This window comes from Lysobacter yananisis (assembly GCF_031199375.1).
Classification (GTDB): domain Bacteria; phylum Pseudomonadota; class Gammaproteobacteria; order Xanthomonadales; family Xanthomonadaceae; genus Lysobacter; species Lysobacter yananisis.
This window is the reverse complement of the sequence record NZ_CP133568.1, coordinates 5,017,989-5,037,645: the sequence shown is the minus strand read 5'-3', so window position 1 is coordinate 5,037,645 and position 19,657 is coordinate 5,017,989. Positions and strand designations below refer to the sequence as shown.

Here is a 19,657-nt window from a genome sequence, read left to right as displayed (position 1 = left end):
CGCGCGCCCTCCGGGGCTGCGGAGCGCGGGCCTCGGGTGCGGTTGCGTCCAAGCTAAAAGCAACGGCAACGACAAGATAAGAATGGAGTCCGGCTTTCGCCGGAATTACGGCGAAAGAGAATCGCGGCAACGCTCTGAGTTCGGACGCGCCAAAACGCAAAAGGCCCGGGCGAACGCCCAGGCCTTTCGCAAGACGCCTGGACTCAGGCCGCCTTCTTCGCCGCCAACTGCCGCAGCACGTAATGCAGGATCCCGCCGTGGCGGAAGTACTCCACTTCCTTCGGTGTCAACAACAACACCTTCGCCTCGAACTTGATCTCGCTGCCGTCGGCTTTCTTCGCCGTCACCGTCGCGGTCTTGGCCTTGCCGTCGTCCAGGCCGGTCACGCTGACCACCTCGGAGCCGTCCAGCCCCAGGCTCTGTGCGTTCTCGCCGTCCTTGAACTGCAGCGGCAGCACGCCCATGCCGACCAGGTTGGAGCGGTGGATGCGCTCGAAGCTCTCGGCGATCACCGCCTTGACTCCGAGCAGGTTGGTGCCCTTGGCCGCCCAGTCGCGCGAGGAGCCGGTGCCGTATTCCTTGCCGGCGAACACCACCAGCGGCACCCCGTCGGCCTTGTACTTCATCGCCGCGTCGAAGATCGCCAGCTTCTCCGGCTCGGCGCCGTCCTTGCCGTAGTACAGCGTGTTGCCGCCTTCCTCGCCGCCGAACATCAGGTTCTTGATGCGGATGTTGGCGAAGGTGCCGCGCACCATCACGTCGTCGTTGCCGCGGCGCGAGCCGTAGCTGTTGAAGTCCGCCGGCTGCACGCCGCGCGAGACCAGGAAGCGGCCCGCCGGCGAGTCCTTCTTGATGTTGCCGGCCGGCGAGATGTGGTCGGTGGTGATCGAATCGCCGAACAGGCCCATGACCCGCGCATCGTGCACGTCGTCGATGCTGCCTACGTCCATCGTCATGCCGTCGAAGTAGGGCGGGTTCTTGATGTAGGTCGAGGCCTCGTCCCACTGGAACGACTCGCCGTCCGGCGAGGCGATCTGGTTCCAGCGGGTGTCGCCCTTGAACACGTCGGCGTAGTTCTGCGCGAAAAGTTCCGGGCCCACCGTCGCGGCGATGGTGTCGCCGATTTCCTTGTTCGACGGCCAGATGTCGCGCAGGAACACGTCCTTGCCGTCGCTGCTCTTGCCGATCGGCTCCTGGGTCAGGTCGATGTTGACCGTGCCGGCGATCGCGTACGCCACCACCAGCGGCGGCGAGGCCAGGTAGTTGGCCTTCACTTCCGGATGCACGCGGCCTTCGAAATTGCGGTTGCCCGACAGCACCGAGGCCACCACCAACTCGTTCTCGGCGATGCCCTTGGAGACTTCGTCCGGCAGCGGGCCGGAATTGCCGATGCAGGTGGTGCAGCCGTAGCCGACCACGTAGAAGCCGAGCTTCTCCAGATCGTCGAGCACGCCGGCCTTCTTGAGGTAGTCGGTCACCACCAGCGAGCCCGGCCCGAGCGAGGTCTTGACCCACGGCTTGGACTTTAGGCCCAGCTTGGCGGCGTTGCGCGCGAGCAGGCCGGCGCCGAGCATCACCGCCGGATTGGAGGTGTTGGTGCAGGAGGTGATCGCGGCGATCACCACCGAGCCGTCGGACAGTTCGGCGTCCTGGTCCTGGATGCGGATCTTCGATACCGGCTTGGCCGCGAGCTCACTGGCCTGCGGCTGGTCGCCGCCTTCGCCGTTGAGCTCCTCGATCGCGCAGCCCACGCCGCGGGGCTTGCGGTTGGCGACCAGCGGGCCGAGGTTTTCCTGGAAGTTGCCGTGCACGTTCTCCAGCAGCACGCGGTCCTGCGGACGCTTCGGGCCGGCCAGCGACGGCTTGACGTCGCCGAGGTCGAGCGCGAGCGTGGCCGAGTATTCGGCGTGCGGCTGGCCCGGCTCGTGCCACAGGCCCTGGGCCTTGGCGTAGGCCTCGACCAGGGCGATCTGCTCGTCGCTGCGGCCGGACAGGCGCAGGTAGTTCAGCGATTCGGCGTCGATCGGGAAGATGCCGCAGGTCGCGCCGTACTCGGGCGCCATGTTGGCGATGGTCGCGCGGTCGGCCAGCGGCAGGTGCTGCAGGCCGTCGCCGTAGAACTCGACGAACTTGCCGACCACGCCGTGCTTGCGCAGCATCTGGGTCACGGTCAGGACCAGGTCGGTCGCGGTGCTGCCCTCGGGCAGCTTGCCGGTCAGCTTGAAGCCGACCACCTGCGGAATCAGCATCGAGGAAGGCTGGCCGAGCATCGCCGCCTCGGCTTCGATGCCGCCCACGCCCCAGCCGAGCACGCCGATGCCGTTGATCATCGTGGTGTGGCTGTCGGTGCCGAACACGGTGTCGGGGAAGGCCTGCAACTGGCCGTCCACTTCGCGGCCCATGACCACGCGGGCCAGGTTTTCCAGGTTCACCTGATGGACGATGCCGGTGTTCGGCGGCACCACCTTGAAGTTCTCGAACGACTTCTGGCCCCAGCGCAGGAAGCTGTAGCGCTCCTTGTTGCGGTCGAACTCGATCTTGCCGTTGAGGTCGAGCGCGTCGGGGCGGCCGAACACGTCGACCTGCACGGAGTGGTCGATCACCAGCTCGGAGGGGATCAGCGGATTGATCTGCTTGGCGTTGCCGCCGAGCTTGCCGACCGCATCGCGCATCGCCGCGAGGTCGACCACGCAGGGCACGCCGGTGAAGTCCTGCAGGACCACGCGCGCCGGCATGAAGGCGATCTCGGTGTCGGGCTCCTTCTTGGCCTCCCAGTGCGCGACCGCCTCGATGTGCTCCTTGCCGACCGTGGCGCCGCCGTCTTCATGGCGCAGCAGGTTCTCCAGCAGGATCTTCATCGAATAGGGCAGGCGGGCGATGTCGAAGCGCTCGCCCAGCGCCGGCAGGCTGAAGTAGGTGTAGTCGCGGCCGTTGACGGACAACTGGCGGCGGGTCGAAAACGAGTCGCTCATGCGGTGAACTCCTGTGGAGGTGCTGGCTCGCGCCTCGCGCCGGGCGAGGATCTGCTTGCGGTGGACCGGGCGGCGCAAGGCGTGGCGGGGTCTGTGCGGCGATTATCCACCAGTTGCCGATGGCCGGATGTGCACGGGGTGTCGAGGCGATTCGATCGCGACGGCGGTCGCGGTCGCGCGATGCAGCTCGGTCCTCGGGCTTTTGCAGCGCATTTCGTCGGCCTCGGGTTTTTCTTGCGCGCCGATCCGGCATCACGGACAACACAGCGTTGCGTGGGCGCGGCGTCGCGGTCGGCGACCGGCCGCGGTTTCGCGCCGCGTCGTCGCGCTCGCAACGAGGATGCCCGCGCTTTGTTGCGCTTCGGCAAAGGACGCGGACGCAGACCGGGCCGGACGCCGGCGGTGTTCGAGGCGGGTCGGTCGCGCTTGGGTATCGCGCTCGCGGCGGTCGCGTCGCGCGAAGCGGATCGGTCGCCGATCCGCTGCACGGCTGGCGGCGCCGGCGCGTTACGCGCCCGGCTCCGGGGCGAGGACCGCCGGCGCTCGTCCGGCCGCAGCCGTGGCCGTGTCGGCCGTGCCGCGGGGGCGGCGCCGGTCCTGTGGGCGACGACGCGGGGCAGGGCGCTGCGTACCGACCACGGCAGAACGCGCCCGCTCTGGCCTGAAGCTGAACCGGGATCGGCGATGCGTGCGCGCCGCGGCCGGCCGACGGCGTCGAAAATTGAAGCGTGGCCGCTATAACGCCATGTAAGACATGGGTTTTTTGTCGTGGGGCGATTCTCCGGCCAAGCAGCGGCCGCCGCGTCTGCGCGCGCAGCCGAGCCGGCCCCGCCACTCGGGCAATGCCCGGGTATGTATAATGAGTACATACTTTCTGGAGCGTACTCATGGAAGCCACCGTCGCCGAGCGGGGTCAGATCACTCTCCCCAAAGCGGTGCGCGATGCCCTCGGCCTGACCAAGGGCACGCTGCTCAAGGTCGAACTCGACGGCAGCCGGATCATCCTGCGCAAGAGCGTGGACGATGCGATCTCCAAGGCGCGCGGCAAGTTCGCCCTGGACGGCTTCGATTCCGGCGAGGACGCCGCGCGCGCGATGCGCGACGAGGAATGAGCCGGTGATCGCGGTCGACTCGCCAGTGCTGATCGAACTGCTCAGCGACGGCCCGCAGGCCGACGCGGTCGAGTCGTGCCTGCGCCAGAGCCTGGTCGGCGGCCGCGTGGTCGTGTGCGACGTCAGCCTGGCCGAGATCTGCGCGGCGCTGCGCGGCGGCGCGCAAGCGCAGGAGGCGCTGGAGGAGATGGGCATCCATTTCAGCGCGCTGGAAGCCAAGTCGGCGTTGCGCGCGGGCGAGATGCACCGGCGCCACCGCCAGCGCGGCGGCGAGCCGCGCGGCTTCGGCGGTTTCCTGGTCGGCGCCCACGCCTTGCTCCAGTGCGACGGCCTGATCACCTGGAACGACACGTTTTATCGCGACTACTTCAAGGGCCTGAAGCTGATCGTGCCGCAAGCCTGAGCCCCCGTTCGACATCATTCGTTTTTTAGCGCACCACACCACCAGATCCACGCGGAGAATCTTTATGTTGGAAGCCTATCGCCACCACGTTGCCGAGCGCGCCGCGCTGGGCATTCCGCCGCTGCCCCTGACCGCCCAGCAGACCGCCGAAGTCATCGAACTGCTGAAGGCCCCGCCGGCCGGCGAGGGCGAGTTCCTGCTGGACCTGCTCACCCACCGCGTCCCGGCCGGCGTCGACGACGCGGCCAAGGTCAAGGCCTCGTACCTGGCCGCGGTCGCCTTCGGCACGGAGAAGAACGCGCTGATCCCGCGCGCCCGCGCCACCCAGCTGCTGGGCACCATGCTCGGCGGCTACAACATCCATCCGCTGATCGAACTGCTCGACGACGCCGAAGTCGGCACCGTCGCCGCCGACGCGCTCAAGCACACCCTGCTGATGTTCGACGCCTTCCACGACGTGCAGGAGAAGGCCGAGAAGGGCAACGCCAACGCCCGCGCCGTGCTGCAAAGCTGGGCCGATGCGGAGTGGTTCACCAGCAAGCCGGAAGTGCCGCAGTCGATGACCGTCACCGTGTTCAAGGTGACCGGCGAAACCAACACCGACGACCTGTCGCCGGCGCCGGATGCGACCACGCGTCCGGACATCCCGCTGCACGCGCTGGCGATGCTGAAGAACAAGCGCGACGGCATCGAGCCGGAAGAAGACGGCAAGCGCGGCCCGATCGCCTTCATCGAATCGCTGAAGGACAAGGGCCATCTGGTCGCCTACGTCGGCGACGTGGTCGGCACCGGCTCCAGCCGCAAGTCGGCGACCAACTCGGTGCTGTGGTTCACCGGCGAGGACATCCCCTTCATCCCGAACAAGCGCTTCGGCGGCGTGTGCCTGGGCTCGAAGATCGCGCCGATCTTCTACAACACCATGGAAGACGCCGGCGCGCTGCCGATCGAACTCGACGTGTCGCAGATGGACATGGGCGACGTGGTCGAACTGCGTCCGTACGAAGGCAAGGCGTTCAAGAACGGCGAGCTGATCGCCGAGTTCGCGCTCAAGTCCGACGTGTTGCTCGACGAAGTCCGCGCCGGCGGCCGCATCCCGTTGATCGTCGGCCGCGGCCTGACCGCCAAGGCGCGCGAAGCGCTGGGCCTGGCCCCGTCCACGCTGTTCCGCCTGCCGCAGAACCCGGCCGACAGCGGCAAAGGCTACTCGCTGGCGCAGAAGATGGTCGGCCGCGCCTGCGGCCTGGCCGAGGGCCAGGGCATCCGTCCGGGCACCTACTGCGAGCCGAAGATGACCTCGGTGGGTTCGCAGGACACCACCGGCCCGATGACCCGCGACGAGTTGAAGGACCTGGCTTGCCTGGGCTTCTCGGCCGATCTGGTGATGCAGTCGTTCTGCCACACCGCGGCGTATCCGAAGCCGGTCGACGTCAAGACCCACCACGAGCTGCCGGCCTTCATCAGCAACCGCGGCGGCATCGCCCTGCGTCCCGGCGACGGCGTGATCCACTCGTGGCTCAACCGCATGCTGATGCCCGACACCGTCGGCACCGGCGGCGACTCGCACACCCGTTTCCCGGTCGGCATCTCGTTCCCGGCCGGCTCCGGTCTGGTCGCGTTCGCCGCGGCCACCGGCGTGATGCCGCTGGACATGCCCGAGTCGGTGCTGGTGCGCTTCAAGGGCGAAATGCAGCCCGGCGTGACCCTGCGCGACCTGGTCAACGCGATCCCGCTGGCCGCGATCAAGTCGGGCCTGCTGACCGTCGCCAAGCAGGGCAAGAAGAACATCTTCTCCGGCCGCATCCTCGAGATCGAAGGCCTGCCGCAGCTCAAGGTCGAGCAGGCGTTCGAGCTGTCCGACGCCTCGGCCGAGCGTTCCGCCGCCGGCTGCACGGTGAAGCTGGACAAGGAACCGATCATCGAGTACCTGACCAGCAACATCACCCTGCTGAAGTGGATGATCGCCGAAGGCTATGCCGACCCGCGCTCGCTGTCGCGCCGGATCAAGGCGATGGAAGGCTGGCTGGCCAACCCGCAGCTGCTGGAAGGCGATGCCGACGCCGAGTACGCCGCGGTGATCGAGATCGACCTCAACGAAATCGTCGAGCCGATCGTCGCCTGCCCGAACGACCCGGACGACGTGAAGACCCTGTCCGATGTCGCCGGCGCGGTCATCGACGAAGTGTTCATCGGTTCGTGCATGACCAATATCGGCCACTTCCGCGCGGCCGCGAAGCTGCTGGAAGGCAAGCGCGACATCCCGACCCGTCTGTGGGTCGCGCCGCCGACCAAGATGGACGCGTCCGAGCTCACCAAGGAAGGCCACTACGGCACCTTCGGCACCGCCGGCGCGCGCATGGAAATGCCGGGCTGCTCGCTGTGCATGGGCAACCAGGCGCAGGCGCGCGAGGGCGCGACGGTGTTCTCCACCAGCACCCGCAACTTCCCCAACCGCCTGGGCCGCAACACCAACGTGTACCTGGGTTCGGCCGAGTTGGCCGCGATCTGCTCGCGTCTGGGCCGGATCCCGACGCGCGAGGAGTACATGGCCGACATCGGCGTGATCAACGCCAACGGCGACAAGATCTACCGCTACATGAACTTCGATCAGATCCAGGACTACAAGCAGGTCGCCGACACCGTCGCCGCCTGATCGGTTCCGCCCGGTCAGCGGCGGATCGAGAAAACCCCGGCCTCGCGCCGGGGTTTTTCTTTTTCGGTCGGGCGCTCGCGAAACGCTTTACGCCGGGCCGGCGAACGTTCACGCTGCGCCGCACGAGTGGGGGCGGCGGATGCCCTCGTTCGTCTTCATTCCATCCCCCGAGAAGGATTTCGCCATGAACCGTTCGTTGTCCCGCTTCGCATCCGTCGCCGTCTCGGCGCTGGCCCTGGCCCTGCCGCTGGCCGCCAGCGCCGCCGAAGCGCCTTACCGCGACGCCGCGCAGGTGCGCGCCGAACTGGCCAAGATCGTGACCTGCGAAGCCACGCGCGAGGAGTTCATGCGCATGGGCAGCGCGCTGACCCCGCTGTACTACGACAAGCCGGAGGAGGTGCAGCCGGCGCTGGCGGGATGGCGCAACGCCAAGGACGCGAACACGTTCGTGGCCATCTTCGAGATGCCCGAGCCGATCAAGGTCTACGGCCACTCGACCAAGCAGGTGATGATGGCCGGCGAGGGCCTGCTCGCGGTGATCGACGGCGACGTCGCCGACGCGCTGTCCAAGCAGTTCAAGCTCAAGCCCAGCGACGAGCCGCTGGCCAAGCACATCCGCACGCGCGAACTGCGGCGCGAAGCGCTCGGCGACGGTATCGACGCCACCGTCACCCAGACGGTCAGCACGCTCAGCACCCATCCGGGCAAGACCATGGTGGGATGCGAGTACAAGATGGTGTGGTGACCCGCCAAGGCGCCTGGCCTGGGAGTCGCGGAGACTCCAGGCCGGCGCGGCGGTTGGATCGGCGCGGTCGCCGCTTGCGCCGCTCCTGCAGGAACCCCATGCCGATACGCGACGACTTGCGCCTGCGGTAGGAGCGGCGCAAGCCGCGACCGCGCACCATCCCGAACCTGCGTCTGCGCGAAGCCGCGCGAATCCTGCGAACCGGACGCGCGGGCTCAGGCCGACGTCAGCGCCGCTGGCGGCCGCCCGCCCGGCTCAATCCAGCCGCGCCTCGGTCGCATCGACCATCGCCCGCTTGCGCAGCAGGAAGTCCCAGTAGCTGCCGCCGAGCTGGCGCCACAGCACCGCCGAGCGCACCGCGGCCAGCAGCACCGCGCGCACTTCGGCGACCACCCCGGGCTGGCCCAGGTAATGCGGATTGCCCTGCACCAGCACCCGCGGGCGCAGGTGGCTCAGGGTGTCGGCGTAGAGCGTGCCGAGCGCGGCGATCACGTCGGGGTGGCTGCTGCCCAGGCGCTGGGCCTGGTCGGCCTGGGCGCGGATGCCGCCCAGGACCTTGTCGGCCATCGCCGCGTCCTGGACGAAGCGGCGCTCCAGCTGCAGCACCGCCAGCGCCAGCCGCGGCAGGTGTTCGTCGTGGCTGCGGCTGGTGAAGTAGTCCTGCACCAGCACCAGGCCGGGGCGCAGCTGGGCGACGCTGCCGTACACCGCCGTGGGCGAGGAGGCGTCGATGCGGAACACCGACTCCAGCGCGGTTTCCAGCACGCTGGCGTTGGCCTGGCCGGTGTCGGCGATGCGCCGCACCTGGGCCAGCGCCTGGGCGAGGCCGGCGAGGGCGAGGACGCGTTCGGAAAGTTCGGCCATTACGGATTCGTCGTCAAAGTCGTCGGGAAAGGGGAGGCCGCGCGCAGGCCCGGCACCGGCGCGTCGGTGGCGGCGATCACCGCGCCGCCGAGGCATTCCTCGCCGGCGTACAGCACCAGCGACTGGCCCGGGGTGACCGCGCGCTGCGGCTGGGCGAAGCGCACCGACAGGGTACCGTCCTCGCCGACCTCGACCTCGCACGACTGGTCGGGCTGGCGGTAGCGGGTCTGCGCGGCGCAGGCGAAGCGGCGCCCGGGCGGGTGGCCGGCGATCCAGTGCGCGGTCTCGGTGACCAGCGCCTGCGAGCGCAGCCAAGGCGTGTCGCTGCCCTGGTCCACGTACAGCACGTTGCCGGCTACGTCCTTGCCGACCACGTACCACGGCGCCTGCTCGAAGCCGCGAACGCCGCCGATGTTGAGGCCCTCGCGCTGGCCGAGGGTGAAATAGAACACGCCCGGGTGGCGGCCGACGACGCGGCCGTCGACGGCGCGGCTGTCGACGGCACGAATCTCGCCTTCGCGCGCCGGCAGGTAGCGGGCCAGGAACTCGCGGAAGTCGCGCTCGCCGATGAAGCAGATGCCGGTGGAGTCCTTCTTGGCCGCGGTCGGCAGGTTCGCCGCCCGCGCCATCTCGCGCACGTCGCGCTTGAGCAGCTCGCCGAGCGGAAAGCGGGTGGCCGCCAGCTGGGCTTGGCCGAGCTGGTGCAGGAAGTAGCTCTGGTCCTTGCTCCGGTCCAGCGCCTTGAGCAGGCGGAAGCGGCCGCCGGCCTCATCGACCCGGGCGTAGTGGCCGGTGGCGATGTAGTCGGCGCCCAGTTCGCGCGCGGCGTCGAGGAAATGCTTGAACTTGATCTCGCGGTTGCACAGCACGTCGGGATTGGGCGTGCGCCCGGCCGCATATTCGGCGACGAAGTGTTCGAACACCCCGGCCCAGTACTCGCCGGAGAAATCGCGGAAGTGGATCGGCAGGCCGAGCCGGCCGGACACCGCGACCGCGTCGCGGCGGTCGTCCTCGGCGCGGCAGTCGCCGCTGCCGTCGTCGGCCCAGTTCTGCATGAACAACCCCGACAGGGCTTGCCCGGAATCGCGCAGCAACAGCGCGGCGACCGAGGAATCGACCCCGCCCGACATGCCCACGATGGTGTCCGCCGACCGTGCCATGGCCATCAGCGCGGCGCTGCGGCGTCCGCGAAGTGCTGGACCAGGTCGAGCGAATGGCGGCGCCCGCCGAGGTAGTCGGCGGCGACCTGCCACACCAGCGGGCTGCGGTGGTCGCCGGCGCGCGCCTGCAGCTCGGCCGGGGTCAGCCACAGCGCCTGGACGATGCCTTCGTCGAGCGGCCGTTGCGGATCGTGGCGGACCGGCTCGGCGGCGAAGGCGAAGCGCAGGTAGTGGCGGCCGCTGCCGCCGGCGGAGGCGGCCGGCGCTTTCCATTGGTAGGCGCCGACGAAGGCGGTCAGGCGCACCTGCCAGCCGGTCTCTTCCAAGGTCTCGCGCAGCGCGGCTTCGAGCAGGCTTTCGTCCGGCTCCAGGTGGCCGGCCGGCTGGTTGAGCACCAGGCGCCCGCCGACGGTCTCCTCGACCATCAGCAGGCGGCCGCCGTCGACCACCACGGTGGCCACGGTCACGTCGGGTTGCCAGAAACGGCCTTCGCGGTAGCTCACGTCAGAATTCGTCCTGGCCGGGGGTGAGTTCGGCTTCCATTTGATCGGCCGCCCGCACCGCATAGTCGATCGCATCGTCGAGGGTCTGCTGCGACGCGTCGGCGTCGAGCTTGACCACGAACACCGCGACGCCATCCTGGCTGACCCAGCCGCCGAGCTTGCTGAGCTGGCCGTCCTCGAGCAGGCGGTTGGCGACCGCCGCCGGCAGCGCGCCGCGGTCGGCGCTGCGGTAGGCGGGCGACCAGATCTCGCGCACCTTCAGCGAGCCGTAGCGCTGGGTGCGCGAGAGCACGTAGGCCATCTGGCTGCGTTGCTCGTCCAGGGCGAAGGTGAGGACGAAGTCGCCGTCCTCGTCGACCTCGTACTTGTAGCCCAGCGCCTGCAGCTGCGCGCGCAGGGCCGGGTCGCCGTCCTTGGACGCGGCGCCCTCGGCCTTGTCCTCGCGCGCCGGCTTGGCGGCGGCCTTGGTCCCGTCGGTCGAGGTCGCGGCCGACGCGCCGGGCTTGGCCGGGTCCGCCCACGCGGGCGCGGCGGCCAGCGCAGCGAGCAGCGCGGCGCCGGCGAGGCGGAACGTGGAGCCGGTCGGAAAGCCGGAGATGGGGCGCATGCGGGTCCTTGAATTCGCGGGCATCGGCGCAATCTGCACCGACGGCACCGCTACAGATGGCGGCGCTGCGGCATTTTGCAATGCGGCCGCGGATGCGTCCAACGCCGCGCCGCGACCGCCGCGCGCGTGACAGGGGCCGCGTCCTGAGAGGGCAGGAGTCTATAATCTTCGCATGGCCAAACAGACCGATCACGAACACAGCCACGGGGTCCTGGTGGAAGCCGGCAAGCCCGAGCTCGCCCGTCCGCCGCTGTATTCCGTAATGCTGCTCAACGACGACTACACCCCGATGGACTTCGTAGTCGAGGTGTTGATGCGCTTTTTCCCGATGAACGTCGAAAAAGCCACACAGATCATGCTGCACGTGCATACCCGCGGCCGCGGCGTATGCGGCGTCTTCACGCGCGAAGTCGCCGAATCGAAGGTAGCGCAGGTGAACGAATTTTCAAGGATGCATCAGCACCCCTTGCTGTGCACGATGGAAAAGGCCTAAAAGGGAGCTGAAGCATCCCCCTGGGGCGGGGCATGGAAAAGCCGGCGAGCGCCCCCACGTAGCGAGCATACGTCCTGGAGGCTCCGTCCCCATGTTCAGCAAGGATCTCGAATACAGCATCGGCCAGTGCTACAAGCGCGCCCGCGAGGCGCGCCACGAGTACATGACGGTCGAACACCTGCTGCTCGCACTACTCGACAACCCGTCCGCCGAGGCCGTCCTCAAGGCCACCGGCGTCGACTTCGCGCGATTGCGCAGCGACCTGGAGCAGGCCATCGCGACCTCGGTCCAGGTCCTGCCCGACGACGTCGACCGCGACACCCAGCCCACCCTGGGCTTCCAGCGCGTGCTGCAGCGCGCGGTCTACCACGTCCAGTCCTCGGGCAAGAAGGAGGTCACCGGCGCCAACGTGCTGGTGGCGATCTTCGGCGAGAAGGACTCGCACGCGGTCTACTTCCTCAACCAGCAGGACGTGGCCCGCCTGGACGTGGTGAACTACCTGTCCCACGGCATCGTCAAGCAGGGCGGCGAAGACGGCCACGCCCACCACGAGGAAGAGGCCAAGCCGGCCGAGGGCATGGACGCGGACGGCAAGTCCGACGCCCTGGCCGAGTTCGCCAGCAACCTCAACCAGCTCGCCCGCGACGGCAAGATCGACCCGCTGGTCGGCCGCGCCGACGAGGTCGAGCGCACCATCCAGGTGCTGTGCCGGCGGCGCAAGAACAACCCGCTCTACGTCGGCGAGGCCGGCGTGGGCAAGACCGCGATCGCCGAGGGCCTGGCCAAGCGCATCGTCGACGGCGAAGTGCCCGAGGTGCTGCGCGGCGCCACCATCTTCGCCCTCGACCTGGGCGCGCTGGTGGCCGGCACCAAGTACCGCGGCGACTTCGAGAAGCGGCTCAAGGCGGTGCTGGCCCAGCTCAAGAAGCAGCCCGAGTCGATCCTGTTCGTCGATGAGATCCACACCATCATCGGCGCCGGTTCGGCCAGCGGCGGCACCATGGACGCCAGCAACCTGATCAAGCCGGCGCTGTCGTCCGGCGAGCTGCGCTGCATCGGCTCGACCACGTTCCAGGAATACCGCGGCATCTTCGAGAAGGACCGCGCGCTGGCGCGGCGCTTCCAGAAGATCGACATCGTCGAGCCGACGGTCGGCGAGACCTACCAGATCCTGCAGGGCCTCAAGCCCAAGTACGAGTCGCACCACGGCGTCACCTACGCCGACGACGCGCTGCAGGCGGCGGTCGACCTGTCGGTCAAGCACATCGGCGACCGCCTGCTGCCGGACAAGGCCATCGACGTCATCGACGAGGCCGGCGCGCGCCAGCGGCTGCTGCCGGAGAGCGCGCGCAAGAGCCTGATCGACATCGAGGAAATCGAGACGATCGTGGCCAAGATGGCGCGCATCCCGACCAAGCAGGTCTCGGCCAGCGACAAGGACGTGCTCAAGAACCTCGAGCGCAACCTCAAGATGGTGATCTTCGGCCAGGACCCGGCGATCGAGACCCTGGCCTCGGCGATCAAGCTCGCGCGCTCGGGCCTGGGCAATCCGGACAAGCCGATCGGCAACTTCCTGTTCGCCGGCCCGACCGGCGTCGGCAAGACCGAGGTGACCAAGCAGCTCGCGCTGCAACTGGGCATCGAGCTGGTGCGCTTCGACATGTCCGAGTACATGGAGCCGCATTCGGTCAGCCGCCTGATCGGCGCGCCTCCGGGCTACGTCGGCTTCGACCAGGGCGGCCTGTTGACCGAGAAGATCGTCAAGACTCCGCACTGCGTGCTGCTGCTGGACGAGGTCGAGAAGGCGCATCCGGACATCTTCAACATCCTGTTGCAGGTCATGGACCGCGGCACGCTCACCGACACCAACGGGCGCGAGGCCAACTTCAAGAACGTGATCGTGGTGATGACCACCAACGCCGGCGCGGCGCAGGCCTCGCGGCGCTCGATCGGTTTCACCAAGCAGGACCACTCCACCGACGCGATGGAAGTCATCCGCAAGGGCTTCTCGCCGGAATTCCGCAACCGCCTCGACGCGGTGGTGCAGTTCCAGGCGTTGGGCTTCGACCACATCCTGCGGGTGGTGGACAAGTTCCTGATCGAGCTGGAGACCCAGCTGCACGAGAAGAACGTCTCGCTCTCGGCCACCCCGAGCGCGCGCGACTGGCTGGCCCAGCACGGCTTCGACCCGCTGATGGGCGCGCGGCCGATGGCGCGGGTGATCCAGGACCAGATCAAGCGCCCGCTCGCCGACGAACTGCTGTTCGGCAAGCTGGTCGGCGGCGGTCGGGTCAGCATCGACGTCAAGGACGACCGTCTCGTGGTCGACGCCCAGGCCGAGCCGGAGAAGCTGTTGCCGGCGACGGTGTAATCGTCGGCCGCGCTTGCGGCGGAAAGGAAAAGGCGGCCCGTGGGCCGCCTTTTTCTTTGCGCGAGCTTGCCGGCGCGGATCGGTTGCGTGGAGGCGATCGCGCCGTCGACCTGCGGACGCGGTCGGCCTGCGAAGAGGCGGCTGCGCCGGACCGACGGTTTCTTATACGTCGACACCGCGAACGCGTGGGCCGGGCCCGCGCGTTCGGGTTTTCGCGTTTTCGCGTAGCGGCCGGCTCAGCGCCGGGTATAGCGCTTGTAGGCCTGCGCGTCGATCTTCTCCACCCGCGTGATCGAGCAGTAATCGCGCTCGGTGGTGAGCTTCGAGCCTTGCGGGCACAGGCGCGCGCTCTGATCGTCGGTGGAGATCGACAGCTTGCCCGAATAGCTCAGGTCGCTGCAGCCCTGGCGCGTCTGCGCGCGGTAATACTGCTCGCCGTCGCGGATCGCGACGGCGCCGTCGCCGGCGCGGCGCACGCTGTGCTGCGCGCCCAGATCGGTGCAGTCCTGCAAGGGCTCGGCGGCAAGCGCGGGTGCGCAGGCGGCGGCGAGCGCGGTGGCGACGGCGATGGCGGACAACAGCTTCATGCTTCGTATCCTCGGGCTTGGGTGATCGGCGTATGCGCAAATCTAGCGTCGGCGCGCGGCGGCCAAATCTGGAAAAAGTCGCGGTGACCTTCGTCACGGCATGACCTTCGGCCCAGACGCGCGGCGTCGTTGCGGCATCCGCGGTGCGGACGTCGCTTCGTCGCTAGAAATGCGTTCGATCCATGGATGCATTCGCGGGTGCGATGGTTGCAGCGGCGATGTACGTCGTTCGCATCGCGCCGCGATGCGCCGGTGAGTCGCCGGCGCTGGCGTGGAAGACGCGCGACGATGCGTGCGCATCGCGACATGGCGGCTGCGTCGTCGCAACGCGGCAGTGAATCCAAGCGAGAGGTTGCGTCGTGCGCACGTCGCTTCGGCACGCCGGCGGATGCGCGCTGTCGGCAAGCGCCTCAGTCGTGGCGGTCGCGGACCCGGTTGCCTTGCTGCGCTGCGCAAAGATGCAGCGCGCATGGACGCGCGAAACGCGCTGCGCGTCGCATCGGCGACGTGCGCAACAACGCGCGCCCTGTCGGTTTTGCCAGGGGCCGTCGGCGCCTCCGGGCGCCGGTGCTAGCGTCCGCTCGCCCGCGGCTTGCGGGCGGCGGCGATGCCGCCTCACCAGGAAGAGGAGTCCGATCCGATGAAGAAGCGTTCCCTCGCGGCGATGGCCGCGTTCGTGTTCGGTTGCGCGGTGGTCACCACGGCGATGGCCGGCGATGCCTGCCAGACCTGCTGGCAGCGCTACAACAAGTGCGTGTCGATGCTGGATGTGCAGACCTGCGAGTACCAGGTCGCGAATTGCCTGAAGAGCAACGGCTGCCCGAACCCGCCGTGGTGAGCGGCGCGCTCGCGCGCGCTTGAGCGATCGATGGATGCATGGACCAAGGAGCTGACATGAAGTCTCGCCACACCCTGCTCGCGGCGCTGGCCGCGTTCGCGTTCTCCGCCTCGGCCATCGCGGTCGCGGCGCCGCCGTTCAATCCCTGCCAGCAGTGCCGCGATGCGTATCAGCGGTGCATGAACAATGGCGGTCTCGACGGCACCCGCGATTGCGAAACGCCGTTCAGCCAGTGCCTGCTGAGCGCCGGCTGCCCGCTCGAGTAAGACCCAGGCGCGGGCCGGCACAGGCTCGCGCGCTCCACGCCGGCGACGGACGTGCCGTCGCCGTGCCGGAAACGAAAAAGGCGGCCATTGGCCGCCTTTTTCAACAGGTTGCCGCCATTACTTCATGCGGTACGTAATCCGGCCCTTGGTCAGATCGTAGGGCGTCATCTCGACCTTGACCTTGTCGCCGGTCAGGATGCGGATGTAGTTCTTGCGCATGCGACCCGAGATGTGGGCGATGATTTCGTGCCCGTTTTCGAGACGCACGCGGAACATGGTGTTCGGAAGAGTTTCCGCCACCGTGCCCTCGAATTCGATCACGTCGTCTTTTGCCATGTGCTTCCCAGGAAGGTGGACTCGCAGAGGAGTCCTGGAGTCGGGTGTGTGGGCGTCGCGCGCCCGCGAAGCCGCTTATTTTGGCACGGCTGCGGCCTGGGAGCAAAAAATCCGTTAATCGGGTCGCTGGCGGGCCCGCGGAGGGCGCCGGGTGGGCGTCTCAGCCGCCGGGCGCGGGCAGGGGCTCGGCCAGTTCCGCCGCGGCCATCGTGCCGAAACGCCCGGTCCAGGGGCCGGGCTCAAAGCCGGGCCGGGCCGCCAGTTCGCCGGCCCGTTCCAGGAACCGGGCGCGCGGCATGGCCTCGGCGCCGAGGCTGGCCAGGTGCGGGTTCTCGACCTGGGCGTCGAGCAGCGGCCAGCCCCAGCCGTGCAAGCGCCGCGCCATCGCTGCCAGCGCCGCCTTGGAGCCGCCGGAGACCGCACTGAACATGCTTTCGCCATAGAACATGCGGCCGATGGCGATGCCGTAGATGCCGCCGACCAAGGCCTCGCCGTCGAACACCTCGACCGAGTGGGCGTGGCCGAGGCGGTGCATGCGGGTATAGGCCTCGATCATCTCCGGCACGATCCAGGTGCCGTCCTGGCCCGGCCGCGGCGCCGCCGCGCAGGCGCCGATGACCGCCTCGAACGCGGTGTCGGCGCGCACCGTCCAGGCGCTGCGGCGCAGGCCGCGGCGGAACTTGGAGGCCAGCCGCACGCCGTCGGTGCGGAACACCGTGCGCGGGTCCGGGCACCACCACAGCAGCGGATAGCCTTCGCTGGGCCAGGGGAACACGCCGCTGCGGTAGGCGTTGAGCAGGCGCGCCGGGCCGAGGTCGCCGCCGACCGCGAGCAGTCCGTCGGGCTCGCTCAGGGCGCGATCGCCGGGCGGGAAGGGCGCTTCGGGGTCGCTGGGCAACAGGAACGGCAGGCGCTTCATGCGGCCGATGATGGCCGATCCGGCGGCGCGTCGTCGTCGGCGGCGGCGTCAGCAGCCTCCGCCTTGAACGGCGAATGCGCGCGCAAGGTCGCGGCGTAGCGCCGGATCGAGGCCGCTTCCTCGCGGCACCACGGCCGCAGCGCGTCGCGGAAGGCGGGGTGGGCGATCCAGTGGCGGCTGCGCACCTCGGCCGGCAGGAAGCCGCGCGCCAGCTTGTGCTCGCCCTGGGCGCCGGGCTCGAACGCGCGCAGGCCTTCGCGCAGGCAGTACTCGATGCCCTGGTAGTAGCAGGTTTCGAAGTGCAGCCCCGGCAATTGCGCGTGCGCGCCCCAGTAGCGGCCGTAGAGGGTGTCGTCGCCGCGCAGGCACAGCGCGCCGGCCACCGGCTCGCCTTCGTATTCGGCCAGGAACATCACCAGCGCCCGCGGCATCGTCCGCGCCAGGTGGCCCAGGAAGTCCAGGGTCAGCGCGGCGTGGTTGCCGTACTGGTCGAAGGTGCTGCGGTAGAAGCCGTACATCGTCGCCAGATCGGCGTCGCTGGCCTGCGCGCCCTCGACGGTGCGGAACACGACGCCGGCGCGCGCGACCTTGGCCCGTTCCTGGCGGATGTTCTTGCGGTGCTTGTGGTCGAACGCGGCGAGGAACTGGTCGAAGTCGCGCCAGCGTAGGCCGTGCGGGTCGGCCGGGTTGCGCCAGTGGTACTGCACGTCCACGCGCTGCAGCCAGGCGCCGTCGCCTTCGCCGGCGAAGGCGGCGTCTTCGTCCTCTCGATGGAAGTTCACGTGCGCCGAGGACAGTTCCTGGCGCTCGCACAATTGCGTCATCGCCTGCAGCAGCAACCGCCGGTGTTCGGGTTCGCGCGCGAGCAGGCGCGGGCCGGTCACCGGCGAGTAGGGCACCGCCGCCAGCCACTTGGGGTAATAGTCCAGGCCGTGCTGCTCGTAGGCGCGGGCCCAGGCATGGTCGAACACGAACTCTCCGTGCGAGTTCTGCTTCAGGTACGCCGGCATCGCCGCGACCAGATGCTCGCCGCGCCAGACGCTGAGGTGGTGCGGCGTCCAGCCCCAGTCCTCGCGCAGGCAGCCGGTGGCCTCCAGGCCGTGCAGGAAAGCGTGGGCGAGGAACGGATTGGCGCCGTCGTGCAGCGCGTCCCACTGCGCCGCCGGCACGTCGGCGAGCGCGCCGAGCAGGCGCACGGCGTAGGCGTCGCCGGCCTCGCTCACGGCGCGGGCGCGGCCCCGCCGGCGCGCAGGTACACGTCGGGGTCGTGTTTTTGCATGTGCTGCTCCGGCCGCGGCAGTGCGGTGAAACCGAGCTTGGCGTACAGCGGCTGCATGTCGCTGGTGACCAGCAGCCAGCGGCGCAGGCCTTGCACGCGCGGGTCGGCCATCAAGGCCTCCACGACCGCGCGGCCGTAGCCGTTGCCGCGGTGCGCGGGCACCACGAACACGTCGGCCAGATAGGCGAAGGTGGCCTGGTCGGTGACCGCGCGGGCGAAGGCGACGAGTTCGCCGTCGAGGTAGCCGCGATAGCACAGCGAGCCGTCCAGCGCGCGGCGCAAGGTCTCGGCGGGAATGCCGGCGGCCCAGTAGGTCTGCGAGAGAACGCCGTGGACGACGGCGAAATCGGCATCGGACAGGGCGTCGTCGCGGAAGCTCAGCATCGTGGCGGCTCTAGAGGCTGGAGGCTGGAGGATCGAACCCGAGGTGTGGCGAACGGCCCGTCGCCGTCATGGGCCGGCGGGCGCGTGGCGCCCGTCCGGCTTGCGCGCGAGAACTTCGCGCTCAGGCGTCCTTGTCGAGGAACTTCTCGGCGTCCAGCGCGGCCATGCAGCCGAAACCGGCCGAGGTGATCGCCTGGCGATAGACCTGGTCGGCGACGTCGCCGGCGGCGAACACGCCATCCACCGAGGTCTGGGTGGCGTTGCCGTCCAGGCCGGTGCGGATGGTCAGGTAGCCGTTCTTCATCTCCAGCTGGCCGTCGAACAGGCTGGTGTTCGGGGTGTGGCCGATGGCGACGAACAGGCCGTGGATCGCCAGTTCGCGGCTGGAGCCGTCGAGCACCGACTTGAGCTTGAGCCCGGTCACGCCGGCGTCGTTGCCGGTCACTTCGTCGACGGTGTGGTGCCACACCGGCTCGATCTTGCCGGCCTGGATCTTGGCCTGCAGCTTGTCCTGCATGATCTTCTCGGCGCGCAGCGTGTCGCGGCGATGCACCAGATAGACCTTGCGCGCGATGTTGGACAGGTACAGCGCTTCCTCGACCGCGGTGTTGCCGCCGCCGACCACGGCCACGTCCTGGTCCTTGTAGAAGAAACCGTCGCAGGTCGCGCACGCGGACACGCCGCGGCCCTTGTACTCGTCTTCCGAGGGCAGGCCCAGGTACTTGGCGGTGGCGCCGGTGGCGATGATCAGCGCGTCGGCGGTGTACTCGCCGCTGTCGCCGATCAAGCGGAACGGGCGCTTGGACAGGTCGGCGGTGTGGATGTGGTCGAACTGCACTTCGGTGTCGAAGCGTTCGGCGTGCGCCTGCATGCGCGCCATCAGGTCCGGGCCCATCAGGCCGTGCGCGTCGCCGGGCCAGTTGTCGACCTCGGTGGTGGTCATCAGCTGGCCGCCCTGCTGCAGGCCCGTGATCACCAGCGGCTTGAGGTTGGCGCGCGCGGCGTAGACGGCGGCGGTCCAGCCAGCGGGGCCGGAACCGAGGATGACGACGCGGGAGTGCTTGGTTGGGCTCATGTATATGATCGCGGGCTGTAAGGAATGCGCTGCGCGCAGAAAGGAATCGACGCAAGTTCGCGCAGCGCCGGGGCCTGTAAACGATTCATCGGC

Annotated in this window: 19 protein-coding genes; 8 read left to right on the top strand and 11 right to left on the bottom strand. The window is 68.9% G+C overall.

Annotated elements, in window-relative coordinates:
* Positions 1–203: 203 nt before the first annotated feature.
* Complete coding sequence (gene acnA / locus RDV84_RS20775) at positions 204–2,972, bottom strand: aconitate hydratase AcnA (RefSeq protein WP_309151450.1); 2,769 nt, start codon at positions 2,970–2,972, stop codon at positions 204–206.
* 887 nt (positions 2,973–3,859) lie between these two features.
* Between acnA and RDV84_RS20770 the strand changes: the two genes are divergently transcribed.
* The 4 genes from RDV84_RS20770 (at position 3,860) to RDV84_RS20755 (ending at position 7,882) form a co-directional block, all read left to right on the top strand.
* Positions 3,860–4,084 (top strand): AbrB/MazE/SpoVT family DNA-binding domain-containing protein, encoded by a 225-nt coding sequence (locus RDV84_RS20770; RefSeq protein WP_074868802.1) that lies wholly within the window; start codon positions 3,860–3,862, stop codon positions 4,082–4,084.
* 4 nt (positions 4,085–4,088) lie between these two features.
* A complete protein-coding gene (locus RDV84_RS20765; protein WP_078995655.1) occupies positions 4,089–4,487 on the top strand; it encodes a type II toxin-antitoxin system VapC family toxin in 399 nt (132 codons plus the stop codon).
* 64 nt (positions 4,488–4,551) lie between these two features.
* Positions 4,552–7,137 carry a bifunctional aconitate hydratase 2/2-methylisocitrate dehydratase gene (gene acnB, locus RDV84_RS20760; RefSeq protein ID WP_250442702.1) on the top strand — a complete coding sequence of 862 codons (2,586 nt, stop codon included), beginning with the start codon at positions 4,552–4,554 and terminating at the stop codon, positions 7,135–7,137.
* A 184-nt stretch (positions 7,138–7,321) separates the two neighbouring features.
* Positions 7,322–7,882 carry a hypothetical protein gene (locus RDV84_RS20755; RefSeq protein WP_309151449.1) on the top strand — a complete coding sequence of 187 codons (561 nt, stop codon included), beginning with the start codon at positions 7,322–7,324 and terminating at the stop codon, positions 7,880–7,882.
* Between the two features lie 255 nt (positions 7,883–8,137).
* On the opposite strand, the gene hflD is transcribed toward RDV84_RS20755, so the two are convergent.
* From hflD to RDV84_RS20735, 4 genes are read right to left on the bottom strand one after another with little or no spacing between them, the layout of a single operon-like run.
* Positions 8,138–8,746 (bottom strand): high frequency lysogenization protein HflD, encoded by a 609-nt coding sequence (hflD, locus tag RDV84_RS20750; protein ID WP_250442697.1) that lies wholly within the window; start codon positions 8,744–8,746, stop codon positions 8,138–8,140.
* Positions 8,746–9,906 (bottom strand): tRNA 2-thiouridine(34) synthase MnmA, encoded by a 1,161-nt coding sequence (gene mnmA, locus RDV84_RS20745; protein ID WP_309151448.1) that lies wholly within the window; start codon positions 9,904–9,906, stop codon positions 8,746–8,748. Before mnmA ends, hflD begins: the two co-directional genes overlap by 1 nt.
* A 5-nt stretch (positions 9,907–9,911) precedes the next feature.
* Positions 9,912–10,409, bottom strand: coding sequence for an NUDIX hydrolase (locus RDV84_RS20740; protein ID WP_309151447.1), 498 nt, complete (start codon positions 10,407–10,409; stop codon positions 9,912–9,914).
* A 1-nt stretch (position 10,410) separates the two neighbouring features.
* Positions 10,411–11,016, bottom strand: a complete 606-nt coding sequence (locus tag RDV84_RS20735; protein WP_250442692.1) for a type III secretion system chaperone family protein — start codon at positions 11,014–11,016, stop codon at positions 10,411–10,413.
* Between the two features lie 172 nt (positions 11,017–11,188).
* Here RDV84_RS20735 and clpS point away from each other — a divergent pair, with 172 nt between their 5' ends.
* On the top strand, positions 11,189–11,509 hold the full coding sequence (clpS, locus tag RDV84_RS20730; RefSeq protein WP_057947436.1) for an ATP-dependent Clp protease adapter ClpS: 321 nt from the start codon (positions 11,189–11,191) through the stop codon (positions 11,507–11,509).
* 91 nt (positions 11,510–11,600) lie between these two features.
* Positions 11,601–13,880 (top strand): ATP-dependent Clp protease ATP-binding subunit ClpA, encoded by a 2,280-nt coding sequence (gene clpA / locus RDV84_RS20725; protein WP_057947437.1) that lies wholly within the window; start codon positions 11,601–11,603, stop codon positions 13,878–13,880.
* 236 nt (positions 13,881–14,116) lie between these two features.
* Here the strand turns inward: clpA and RDV84_RS20720 are convergent, their stop codons facing one another.
* A complete protein-coding gene (locus tag RDV84_RS20720; protein WP_057947438.1) occupies positions 14,117–14,467 on the bottom strand; it encodes a DUF6491 family protein in 351 nt (116 codons plus the stop codon).
* 640 nt (positions 14,468–15,107) lie between these two features.
* Between RDV84_RS20720 and RDV84_RS20715 the strand changes: the two genes are divergently transcribed.
* The gene (locus RDV84_RS20715) at positions 15,108–15,305 is read left to right on the top strand and encodes a hypothetical protein (RefSeq protein WP_057947439.1); all 198 of its coding nucleotides are present in this window, start codon (positions 15,108–15,110) and stop codon (positions 15,303–15,305) included.
* A gap of 56 nt (positions 15,306–15,361) precedes the next feature.
* Complete coding sequence (locus tag RDV84_RS20710; RefSeq protein WP_057947440.1) at positions 15,362–15,571, top strand: hypothetical protein; 210 nt, start codon at positions 15,362–15,364, stop codon at positions 15,569–15,571.
* A 117-nt stretch (positions 15,572–15,688) separates the two neighbouring features.
* Here RDV84_RS20710 and infA read toward each other — a convergent pair whose 3' ends face one another.
* The 5 genes from infA to trxB all read right to left on the bottom strand — a co-directional run bounded on the left by infA (position 15,689) and on the right by trxB (position 19,564).
* Positions 15,689–15,907 carry a translation initiation factor IF-1 gene (gene infA / locus RDV84_RS20705; protein WP_031372296.1) on the bottom strand — a complete coding sequence of 73 codons (219 nt, stop codon included), beginning with the start codon at positions 15,905–15,907 and terminating at the stop codon, positions 15,689–15,691.
* A 160-nt stretch (positions 15,908–16,067) separates the two neighbouring features.
* Complete coding sequence (aat, locus tag RDV84_RS20700) at positions 16,068–16,826, bottom strand: leucyl/phenylalanyl-tRNA--protein transferase (protein WP_309151446.1); 759 nt, start codon at positions 16,824–16,826, stop codon at positions 16,068–16,070.
* Complete coding sequence (locus tag RDV84_RS20695) at positions 16,823–18,049, bottom strand: GNAT family N-acetyltransferase (protein WP_425606215.1); 1,227 nt, start codon at positions 18,047–18,049, stop codon at positions 16,823–16,825. The genes aat and RDV84_RS20695 overlap by 4 nt, the downstream gene beginning before the upstream one ends.
* The gene (locus tag RDV84_RS20690; RefSeq protein ID WP_078995665.1) at positions 18,046–18,489 is read right to left on the bottom strand and encodes a GNAT family N-acetyltransferase; all 444 of its coding nucleotides are present in this window, start codon (positions 18,487–18,489) and stop codon (positions 18,046–18,048) included. Before RDV84_RS20690 ends, RDV84_RS20695 begins: the two co-directional genes overlap by 4 nt.
* A 121-nt stretch (positions 18,490–18,610) precedes the next feature.
* Positions 18,611–19,564: a thioredoxin-disulfide reductase gene (gene trxB, locus RDV84_RS20685; RefSeq protein WP_057947444.1), complete on the bottom strand. Its 954-nt coding sequence runs from the start codon at positions 19,562–19,564 to the stop codon at positions 18,611–18,613.
* Between the last annotated feature and the right edge of the window lie 93 nt (positions 19,565–19,657).

Bases quoted from the DNA above. Each gene is read 5' to 3' on its own strand.
- acnA (WP_309151450.1), bottom strand. From the start codon at position 2,972: ATGAGCGACTCGTTTTCGACCCGCCGCCAGTTGTCCGTCAACGGCCGC.
- RDV84_RS20770 (WP_074868802.1), top strand. From the start codon at position 3,860: ATGGAAGCCACCGTCGCCGAGCGGGGTCAGATCACTCTCCCCAAAGCG.
- acnB (WP_250442702.1), top strand. From the start codon at position 4,552: ATGTTGGAAGCCTATCGCCACCACGTTGCCGAGCGCGCCGCGCTGGGC.
- RDV84_RS20755 (WP_309151449.1), top strand. From the start codon at position 7,322: ATGAACCGTTCGTTGTCCCGCTTCGCATCCGTCGCCGTCTCGGCGCTG.
- hflD (WP_250442697.1), bottom strand. From the start codon at position 8,746: ATGGCCGAACTTTCCGAACGCGTCCTCGCCCTCGCCGGCCTCGCCCAG.
- mnmA (WP_309151448.1), bottom strand. From the start codon at position 9,906: ATGGCACGGTCGGCGGACACCATCGTGGGCATGTCGGGCGGGGTCGAT.
- RDV84_RS20735 (WP_250442692.1), bottom strand. From the start codon at position 11,016: ATGCGCCCCATCTCCGGCTTTCCGACCGGCTCCACGTTCCGCCTCGCC.
- clpS (WP_057947436.1), top strand. From the start codon at position 11,189: ATGGCCAAACAGACCGATCACGAACACAGCCACGGGGTCCTGGTGGAA.
- clpA (WP_057947437.1), top strand. From the start codon at position 11,601: ATGTTCAGCAAGGATCTCGAATACAGCATCGGCCAGTGCTACAAGCGC.
- RDV84_RS20720 (WP_057947438.1), bottom strand. From the start codon at position 14,467: ATGAAGCTGTTGTCCGCCATCGCCGTCGCCACCGCGCTCGCCGCCGCC.
- RDV84_RS20715 (WP_057947439.1), top strand. From the start codon at position 15,108: ATGAAGAAGCGTTCCCTCGCGGCGATGGCCGCGTTCGTGTTCGGTTGC.
- RDV84_RS20710 (WP_057947440.1), top strand. From the start codon at position 15,362: ATGAAGTCTCGCCACACCCTGCTCGCGGCGCTGGCCGCGTTCGCGTTC.
- infA (WP_031372296.1), bottom strand. From the start codon at position 15,907: ATGGCAAAAGACGACGTGATCGAATTCGAGGGCACGGTGGCGGAAACT.
- aat (WP_309151446.1), bottom strand. From the start codon at position 16,826: ATGAAGCGCCTGCCGTTCCTGTTGCCCAGCGACCCCGAAGCGCCCTTC.
- RDV84_RS20690 (WP_078995665.1), bottom strand. From the start codon at position 18,489: ATGCTGAGCTTCCGCGACGACGCCCTGTCCGATGCCGATTTCGCCGTC.
- trxB (WP_057947444.1), bottom strand. From the start codon at position 19,564: ATGAGCCCAACCAAGCACTCCCGCGTCGTCATCCTCGGTTCCGGCCCC.